Origin of the sequence: uncultured Dokdonia sp. (assembly GCF_937910895.1) — a bacterium.
In the GTDB taxonomy this organism is placed as follows: Bacteria; Bacteroidota; Bacteroidia; order Flavobacteriales; family Flavobacteriaceae; genus Dokdonia.
Window position 1 is genome coordinate 1 of sequence record NZ_CALEMI010000168.1, and the last position, 9,226, is coordinate 9,226.

Sequence of the window (9,226 nt, forward strand, 5' to 3'; positions counted from 1 at the left end):
GATTTTGATGGACGTTATACCATTGACATACCTCAAGGAAATACATTAGTGTATTCCTACATAGGGTATGAAAATGAAGAACTTCCTATTTATTCTAATACAATGAATGTAAATCTTAAAGAGGGTTCTAATGCTTTAGACGAGATCATTGTGGCTAGCGATGGAGTGAAGAGAGATAAAAAAGCATTAGGATACAGTGGGAGTCCTGTTCGTGTAGAGGAGTTAAGAGGAGCATTAGAAGGAAAAGCTTCAGCAATACCTACAAATTACACAGCCACTGGAGATGTAAAACTAGATGGATTGACCACCACTAAATTTGAAATTAAAAAGAAATACACGATCCCATCAGATGGCGATGTAACCGTAATCGAGGTTGATACATTTAAAATCCCAGCAACGTATGAATACTTTGCAGCGCCTTTATTAAATGAAAATGTATTCTTAACCGCCAGTATCAAAGACTGGGCACAATACAGTTTATTACCAGGAGAAGCCAATATCTATTTTGAAGGAAGTTTCTCTGGAAAAACCTTTATTGATCCGCTTGCTACGACCGAAGAATTAACTGTTTCTTTAGGAGTTGACCCAAGTGTTGTGGTAGAACGTGAACAATTGGATAATTTTAAAGCCACTTCCTTTATAGGGTCGCAGCGAATTATAGATAACAAATACGAGATCAAGATCAAAAACAATAAGTCGACAAGCATCAATCTAAAAATTGTTGATAGAATCCCAAAGTCACAAGACAAGGAAATCAAAGTAGACGATGTAGAAACGGGAGATGCAGATTATGATAAAGAGACAGGATTACTAAACTGGACATTTGCGATAGATTCTAACAGTAACACGGAGAAGCGGTTTTCTTATGAATTACGTTACCCAAAATCGAAACGGATTAATATGTAATCTTTAAAAAAGAAAAAATATAAAGTAAAAAAGAGAAACTCTATTTTGAACTTCTCCTTTTTACTTTACGATACATCTTTATAAATTAATAAGGAAGACAATAAGTATCACCACTAAGACCGGTCATGCATACTCCAGGACAATGAGGTGGTCCGCAATCCAAACCATTTGTGTTTGCTGTACAAACTAAAACATGTGTAAGAGTGAGTCTTCCTCCTTCTATACTTTTTTGCTATGTTTTGTTTAAGACAGCTCCTAAACTTAAAATTTTCTTTAACATAATAATGTTTTTTTAGATTAATAATACAATTAAAATAATTGATAATCAGATGATTACTCAAAAACCGTAATTCAATTAAAGAATCGATTATGAAAATAAAAAATAAAGAAAAGCGAGCCGAAACTCACTTTTCAAAAATAAGTCTAACATCTTATGAAATAAGATGCACACTGATCTAATGTAATAGGTGGCGTTGGACATTGATATGTTATACCTGCACCTCCCTTGACTGTTCTTTGTTGCAGATTACTAATCACATCTTTAAAAAGAGATAGTTTTTTAATTTTTTCATTATATCTTATTTTTAAATACAGTTTCTAGTTCCAAATACGTATTGGCAAGGATTATAATTTCCAGAATTGCAACAACTATATGTTGGATCACAACACAGCCTAAGAGATCTCTGACCACTTCCATGAATAGATTGTTGTTGTTTTTCGTTTAGTGTTTGAACACCATCTATGTTTAAAATTTTTTTTAACATAATAATAAAAATTAAGATTAATAATACTCCTAAAGTTAGCGAAAATAATTGACAATCAATAAGTAATGGTTAAACCGTAATTTGTTTTAAAGAATAATTATAAAACAAAAATGAACAAAATTCGATTAAAAGGTAAGTAGCCAGGACAGCTACACTTATACAAAACGAATGCTCACAAATATTCACCATAAGTCTTGAATCTCCTCCACCTGTTTGGTCCTTTTCAGAATAGAGATTGTGGTTTTATTTCGCTTTAAATTTTACTATTTTTTAATGATATCGCCTATTAATAATTTTCAACAAAGCAAATAACACGTCTAAATATCTAATTAATAATAATTTAAAAATTTGGCACACTCCTTGAATTACAGAACCCAAGAAACGTACACCGAGAGTCGGTAACGTAATCACCCTAATATTTAAATTATGAGAATAGTAGTCGTATTGGTAGTATTATTCCTTGGAGGAATGACTGCTCAAGCAAATGAAGTGACAAATCTCGATCACAACAACATAACAGGGATACGTTACAATGCACCACAGTCCATCCATTTTATACAACGTGGTGTCGAATTTATAGTCTTTCCAAATGGAGAATTTGATTTTAAATTTCTAAATCAACAACAACTACAACATGGAAGACGTGGACATAACGCGCCAGGTACAGTCTATACAAATCGTAGAAACAGTCGTTACATCTCTTATGATTACTTCGGAAATGTAACTAAAGTAGGAAGAAACTTTATCTATTACAATCGTAATGGTAATGTCAATCAAATAGGAGATATCACATTAAGATATAGAAACGGAAGATTAGTACGTGTAGGTAATTTAAGATTATTCTATAACCGTCGTGGTCATATTGTATACACAGAAGGATTTGTGACACATATTCATAACAATGGAACTCATTGTGATGATGATGACCATAATTACAATAAAAAAAGAAACCGTAACAACGTCGTAGGACGAGGCGGTAAAAGATAATAGATTTTTGGTCGGTTAGTTTTGAAAAGCTCTATAAAACAATTGTTTTATAGGGCTTTTCTTTTTAATATACTTTGAATAGCTGTCGTTACATCACTAGATATATTTAAAAAGTAAATAGCCAATACATAGGATGCTCCCAATACTATTGATTTTAATATAATATTTACAAAGGGATGAAATGAAAAATCCCAAAAGTAAAAAGCAGCAAAAAATACAACAAGCAGTATAAGCGTTTTAAGAGACGCTTTTGTAAAAGGCTGCATTCCAAACTTTTTGTAAACAATAATAATCTTAAATATAGTATAGAGGACAGAGGCTACAAACGTGGCAATGGCAGCTCCATTTATTCCAAATAAAGGAATAAAGACAGTATTAAGAATGATTGCTACAATAACTAATAACACGCCTAACACCAAAATGATTCTGTAATAATCACTATTATAAAGAATGGCATTATTAATCCCTAGGCAATTATCAAGTAGCTTTGCTGCTCCGATAAAAAGTACAACATAAAATCCAGCACTGTAACTCTTGATAACCATATCATATAAACTCTCCAGATTACATATAATCAGCAAGAATAATAAAGAAGCAATAACAAACAAGGTAAGCGAACTCTTATGATAGAGTTTTCGCATCTCATCGTATTGCTTTTCATTGAGCATCTTAGCCACCATAGGATACGTAATTTGGTGCATAGCTCTCGCAGGAACTGCAATCACTGTAGCAATGTAAATAGCCACCGAATAGAAAGCAACATTTTCAATCTCCTCATACAATCCTAGCATCACTTTATCTAAGTCTAATAACAAACTAGCTACAGAACCCGCTATGATGATCAGTGTTGTATACTTAATAATAGCCATAAAATTTTGAGGACGTTTTGAAGGTGTACGAATGCTTCTTATCGTATGCCGTATAAACTTAGGTTGTTTGAGGTTATACGCGTATATACTCATCACAAGCATACGTGCCACATATACAAATACAAGCGCTATCAAAAAAGTATCTATGGTTATCAAATGAAACGCGAGCAAAACTAAAAGTAATGTAATCCCAAGCCGATGGAATACTTCCTTCATAAAGTTTCCAAATATGGTTTTAAACTGCACTTTGGCCCATGCAAAAAAGACTTCAAAGTAAGAAGATGAAACCGCAATGATAAAAATGTACCACACATAATTATAGACAATTTCATTCTTTATAGATAGAAACAAAGCAATCTGTTCGTAAAAAAAGAAGCAAATTAACGCGCCTGGAATTGCGACCAACAAAGGCAACAAGAGCATCCAATTTAAAAATACACTTTGCTCTTTACCTTCATACGCCGAGTAAAATTTCACCAACGTATTCTGAACGCCAAAAGCCATAAAAGGCATCAGGATCATTGCGGTAGAAACAATAAAACTCACCAAGCCATAATACTGCTCAGACATAAAATTAGTGTACAGGAATAACGTATTAAGCGCTCCTATCGCAAACCCTAAATAGGTTGTAATAAGATTATTAAAAGACTGCTTAATAACGATGCCCATGAGGTTATAAAGTATGAATCCGAGTAGCTAACGCCTCGGTTAATTGTTTACGATGGTATTTTGAAATGCGCGCTTCCCTACCTGCTGTCCATTTTTTAGAGGTGTAATTTTTAAATAATTCAAGGATCGCAACTTCTAAAGCTTCTTCTTGATCATAAGATAAATAATATCCGCTTTCCGTAGCTGTTATAATAGCACTCACATCTGCATCTTTTGGTCCCAAGGCTAAGATAGGGCGTTGTGCTGCCAAGTATTCAAATACTTTGCCTGGAATAATTCCTTTGGTGATTTCAGCATCAATCTCTATTAGTAACAAAACAGCTGCTTGTCTTTGTAATGTGATCGCTTCTTGATGAGAAACATATCCCACAAGTGTAAGGTGTTTTTCGAGTCCGTAGCTTTTAATGGAGTCAATTACTTCCTGACTCACTTTGCCTACCAGTTTCAGTTCAAAGCGTTCTCTGAAGCTATCATTCTCTTTAATGAGCTTAGCAAGTACTTTCCATAATACAAGAGGATTTCTGTCTGACAATAAAGATCCTATATGAGATAGTGTAAAGTTGGCATCTATAGCTACTGCTTCGGAAGATGTTGTATCAAAACCATTAGTAATTACCGTTATTGGTTTTGTAGTAATGGCGTTAAATTCTTTCTTTGTCGTCGGACTCGTCACGAGTATTTGATCGGCGGTTTCTAAGACTTGACGTTCTAATGCCTTATGCTTCCGTTTTGTTTTGGCAGTCATCTTCAACTTATCGTGATACCCTATCGTGGTCCACGGATCTCTAAAATCGGTAATCCAATGTAACTTTTTAGTGCCGTCAGCGGTTATTTTCGCTTTAAGCTGCATCCCAATTAAATGCATACTATGTGGAGGCCCTGTCGTTATTACGGTATCTATATCGTGTTCACTTACATATTTTTCAAGAAACCTCACCGACGGATTGACCCAACCGACACGAGCGTCAGGAATAAAAAAATTACCCCGTATATATAATAATAAGCGTTCTACAAGCGATTGTTGGGTAGCTTTAAGTACGATGCCTGCGCTAATGGTTTTGGTTTGCTTTCGCGAAAGCAAACTCGCAAAGCGATACGGCTCTTTGATAGGTTGTTTCAGTACCGTCAACGAACTAGGCACCTCAGCCATCATAGACGAATCTACAATAGGATAATTAGGGTTTTCTGGCGTATATACGATAGGTTCAATATCAAAATCAGGTAAGTACTTTATAAATTTTAACCATCGCTGTACACCAGGTCCTCCTGCTGGAGGCCAGTAATAACAAACGATAAGTACTTTTTTTGACATGAGAATTAGGCTTCTGCTTCGGTCACATCTTCATCCTTCTTTTTGAAACTCATATACACACCACCTATAATCAATAGGAAAAGAAGAATCGAACTAGAAAGCGTAATCATACTTCCCGTTTTGACAACAGGAGGGTCAAACGTAAATTCGATCTCGTGAGTTCCTTTTGGAATTTTTAGTCCACGTAACATATAATTGGTCTCGATGATAGGTGCTTCTTGTCCATCTATGGTTGCGATCCATCCATTTTTATAATAGGCTTCAGAAAAAACAGCAAACCCATCTTGTGCGTTTGTGGTTGTATAGGTTAATCGATTAGGTGCTGTGGTTACCAACTCAATACTAGAGAGACTATCTTTTTTAGCAGTAAATCCTTTCAATTCTTCTTGATATACATCTCTAATAAGAGCCGTTTTCTTCGTGTCTATAGAATCTAAAGCAGCATACACCTCATTATAATCTGAAACGAAGGCAATCTCTTCTACAAACCAAGCAGGACCATTAGCATACGGATTGCGCTGTGCAAACATATTACCTTCATTCTCTTGGATGATATACTTTACATTCAGCATATTTAGCACGCCTATTTTACCTTGAAGCACTTTATCATACATATCTTCCATACGCTGTGGACGGACAGCTGAGTAGCCATTGAGCGAGTTAAAGAAGTATGACGTATGTGAATTGTTAAACCCTCTGAATTGATCTAACACCCTAAAATACCCATCGTCTTGTAGAATCAATTCATCGGCAGGTGTGGCGACAAAGTTTTGTCTATATTCTCTCTCAGATATAAAATTATCTTCGTTCACACTTCGTCTATCAACTGCCACGAGATCGACGACAACTAACACCCCCACAATGACAAGTGCCAGATTTTCTGATAGTTTCTTTTTAAACGTAAGCCATAAAATCCCTGCGAGACCTATGATAAAAAGAAGCGAACGTAAACTGTCGCTTTTTAAAACGGTTAGACGGTCTTCTTTGATCGCGTCTAATACATCTGCTTGCGTGATTGCCATTTCTTCTTCTCCTGAAGAACGTAAATCAAATAGGCTTCCGCCAAAAAGATAAAACAGCAAACACAATCCGCCTAAAATTCCTGAGGTAATCGCCAGTTTCTTTAAACGTTCTTTTTGATCTTCTTTGTCATTAAAAAAGCGAAACAATCCAAAAACAGCCGCAATAGGGATCAGCAATTCCAAAATCGCCTGAATACTCGATACCGCTCTAAACTTATTATAAAACGGTACATACTCCACAAAAAAGCGTGTCAGTAATTCAAAGTTTTTTCCCCAGCTTAAAAGCAAAGACAAAACAATTCCACCGACTAACCACCATCGCAAACGACCTTTGATGAGTAATAATCCCAATAATGCCATAAAAACAACTGTAATCCCTAAGTATGGAGGTGCTTCTACAAAAGGCTGTTCTCCCCAATAAAGTGGTCTATTTACGTAATAGTTGGCTTCAGATGGAGGAACTCCAAGTTCCAATAATTTTTTATAAAATGCAGAATCTTTTCCTAAATCTGAAATTCGACCAGCACCAAATAACTTAGGTACTAATAGATTTAGTGATTCCATTTTCCCATAACTATACTCGGTGATATAGTCATAAGAGAGTCCGTCGCTTTTGTCTCCGCCTAGGGTGTTTTTAGGTTGCAATAATTTTTCTCCTCTTATACTGGTTTTAGCATATTCTGCAGTAGAGAGTAAGGTGGTAGCATTGGTCGCCAATCCTAAAATAACAGCGATAATAAGAATCCCAACAGATTTAAAAAAGTGCGGCATTTGTTTTCTCTTATACGCATCTACCAGATATGCAATCCCTAAAATAAGTACCGCAAGCCCCAGATAATACGTCATCTGGTAGTGATTTGCTTGTACTTCTAGCCCCATTGCCACTGCGGTAAGTATAAAACCCCAGACGTACCGTTTCTGAAAGGTGAGAATAATCCCAGATAAAACTAACGGGAAATAGGCAATCGCATGTGCTTTGGAGTTATGTCCAACGCCTATAATAATAATGAGATAGGTAGAAAGTCCGAAAGCGAGTGCGCCTATTACAGCGTACTTCCAAGGAACACGCATCACCAGCATCAATACGTAAAAACTTAGTAAGTATAAAAACAAATAATCGGCAGGACGTGGTAAAAATCGAATCAGTTTATCCAATTTATCCATATAATCATGTGGAAACTTGGCACCCATTTGGTAGGTAGGCATTCCGCCATACGCACCATTGGTCCAATACGTCTCTTCTCCCGTCTGCAACCTATAGTCATTTTGCTGCTTTGCCATCCCTTCATACAACTTGATATCGTTCTGATAAATCATTTTACCTGACAACACAGGATTAAAATACATCAGTGAAATCACTATAAATCCAAAGACAACAAAGAGATGTGGTAAAAAACGTTTGAATTGAAAATCCATAAAAACAGCTTAAAGTATAAAAACAAAAATAACGGAAAAAGATGAAGATACACCACTGTATAGATGTACATCTTGGGGATCTTACTATTTATAAATAATTGTGAGTGTTGTTGGGTACGCTTTCGCGAAAGCGTAGCGATCAAGAAGTTCATACTGAGCTTGACGAAGTACGAAAGCGTAGCGATCAAGAAGTTTACACTGAGCCAGACGAAGTACGAAAGCGTAAAAAGAATTAATCAATCTCTTCAAAATCAATGTATTCTCCTACCACTTCTTTCGATTTTTTTTCAACAGGCTGAGGTTCTGGTCTGTTTGGCTTTTGAGCATCGCTGAAACCTTTAAAAGCATGTCCCATTTTTTCTCCTGCTTTTTTGGCAACATAACGCATAATGTATGGCAATAGCAAACGTATTAAAAAACGTAGCGCTACATATACCAAGACGATGATTAAAATCGTTTTAAAAAAACCATTTAGTGCTAAAAGTAAAAGCATTGTTTGAAATTTTCAGTAAAATTAGCCATTATGATTAATAACAACTGCTTAATAAAACCTAAAAAAATGATAAATTCTTATATATTTGAATGCTAACTCCAATCAATATGCACAAACCTATTCAAAAACTCTTAACATGTTTATGCTGTATCGCTAGCATATCGATGTTTGGTCAATATACTGAGACGATTAACTCCAATCGTCCAGGAGAATCACAAGGAGCGTTTTCTGTAGGAACTCAAGTCATACAAGTAGAGACAGGTCTTGATTTTGGAAATGATACACATAGTTTACTCGATACAGATATTGACATTACGGCATTTAATCTAGATCTGAGATATGGTTTTTGGAAAGAAGCATTAGAAATCAGTACGTTTTTAAGATACCAATCTAACAATGTAGCATTTACCACTGGGAGCATAAGCCCAGATAGAGTAAGTGCGCTTGAAAATCTTCAGCTTGGCGCGAAATACCTTATTTATGATCCTTATAAAAAAGGAGAAGATAAGCCTAACTTGTATTCATATCACGCCAATTTTAAGTTTAAATGGAAAACATTAATCCCTGCGATATCGGTATATGCTGGAGGTGTTTTTGATCTTTCTAATGAACTAGATCCAAGACGTGAAACAGGCATCAGTCCAAACGTTGCTATTATCACACAAAACAACTGGGGACGCTGGGTATGGGTGAATAACATTATTGCCGATCGAATTACGGCTGAATTTCCAGGCTATTCTTGGATTACGACGATGACACATTCGGCGACAGAAAAAATTGCATTTTTT

The 9,226-nt window shown here is 35.6% G+C and carries 8 protein-coding genes; 3 read left to right on the plus strand and 5 right to left on the minus strand.

Going from position 1 to position 9,226, the window contains the following annotated elements; all coding sequences use genetic code 11:
* A partial coding sequence (locus tag Q0505_RS21135) for a mucoidy inhibitor MuiA family protein (protein WP_299217623.1) occupies positions 1 to 906 on the plus strand: 906 nt, incomplete at its 5' end.
* Between the two features lie 1,190 nt (positions 907 to 2,096).
* Positions 2,097 to 2,657 (plus strand): hypothetical protein, encoded by a 561-nt coding sequence (locus Q0505_RS21140; protein ID WP_299217626.1) that lies wholly within the window; start codon positions 2,097 to 2,099, stop codon positions 2,655 to 2,657.
* 47 nt (positions 2,658 to 2,704) lie between these two features.
* Here the strand turns inward: Q0505_RS21140 and Q0505_RS21145 are convergent, their stop codons facing one another.
* The 5 genes from Q0505_RS21145 to Q0505_RS21165 form a co-directional block, all read right to left on the minus strand.
* Positions 2,705 to 4,195 (minus strand): oligosaccharide flippase family protein, encoded by a 1,491-nt coding sequence (locus Q0505_RS21145; RefSeq protein WP_299217629.1) that lies wholly within the window; start codon positions 4,193 to 4,195, stop codon positions 2,705 to 2,707.
* A gap of 4 nt (positions 4,196 to 4,199) precedes the next feature.
* On the minus strand, positions 4,200 to 5,507 hold the full coding sequence (locus Q0505_RS21150) for a glycosyltransferase (RefSeq protein ID WP_299217633.1): 1,308 nt from the start codon (positions 5,505 to 5,507) through the stop codon (positions 4,200 to 4,202).
* Positions 5,508 to 5,512: 5 nt separating this feature from the next.
* Positions 5,513 to 7,945 carry a YfhO family protein gene (locus tag Q0505_RS21155; protein WP_299217636.1) on the minus strand — a complete coding sequence of 811 codons (2,433 nt, stop codon included), beginning with the start codon at positions 7,943 to 7,945 and terminating at the stop codon, positions 5,513 to 5,515.
* Positions 7,946 to 8,029: 84 nt separating this feature from the next.
* Complete coding sequence (locus Q0505_RS21160; protein WP_299217638.1) at positions 8,030 to 8,194, minus strand: hypothetical protein; 165 nt, start codon at positions 8,192 to 8,194, stop codon at positions 8,030 to 8,032.
* Positions 8,178 to 8,438, minus strand: a complete 261-nt coding sequence (locus Q0505_RS21165; RefSeq protein ID WP_299217641.1) for a DUF4834 domain-containing protein — start codon at positions 8,436 to 8,438, stop codon at positions 8,178 to 8,180. The genes Q0505_RS21160 and Q0505_RS21165 overlap by 17 nt, the downstream gene beginning before the upstream one ends.
* A gap of 107 nt (positions 8,439 to 8,545) precedes the next feature.
* Here Q0505_RS21165 and Q0505_RS21170 point away from each other — a divergent pair.
* Positions 8,546 to 9,226, plus strand: a 681-nt coding sequence (locus tag Q0505_RS21170) for a transporter (protein WP_299217644.1), incomplete at its 3' end; no start/stop codon positions are given.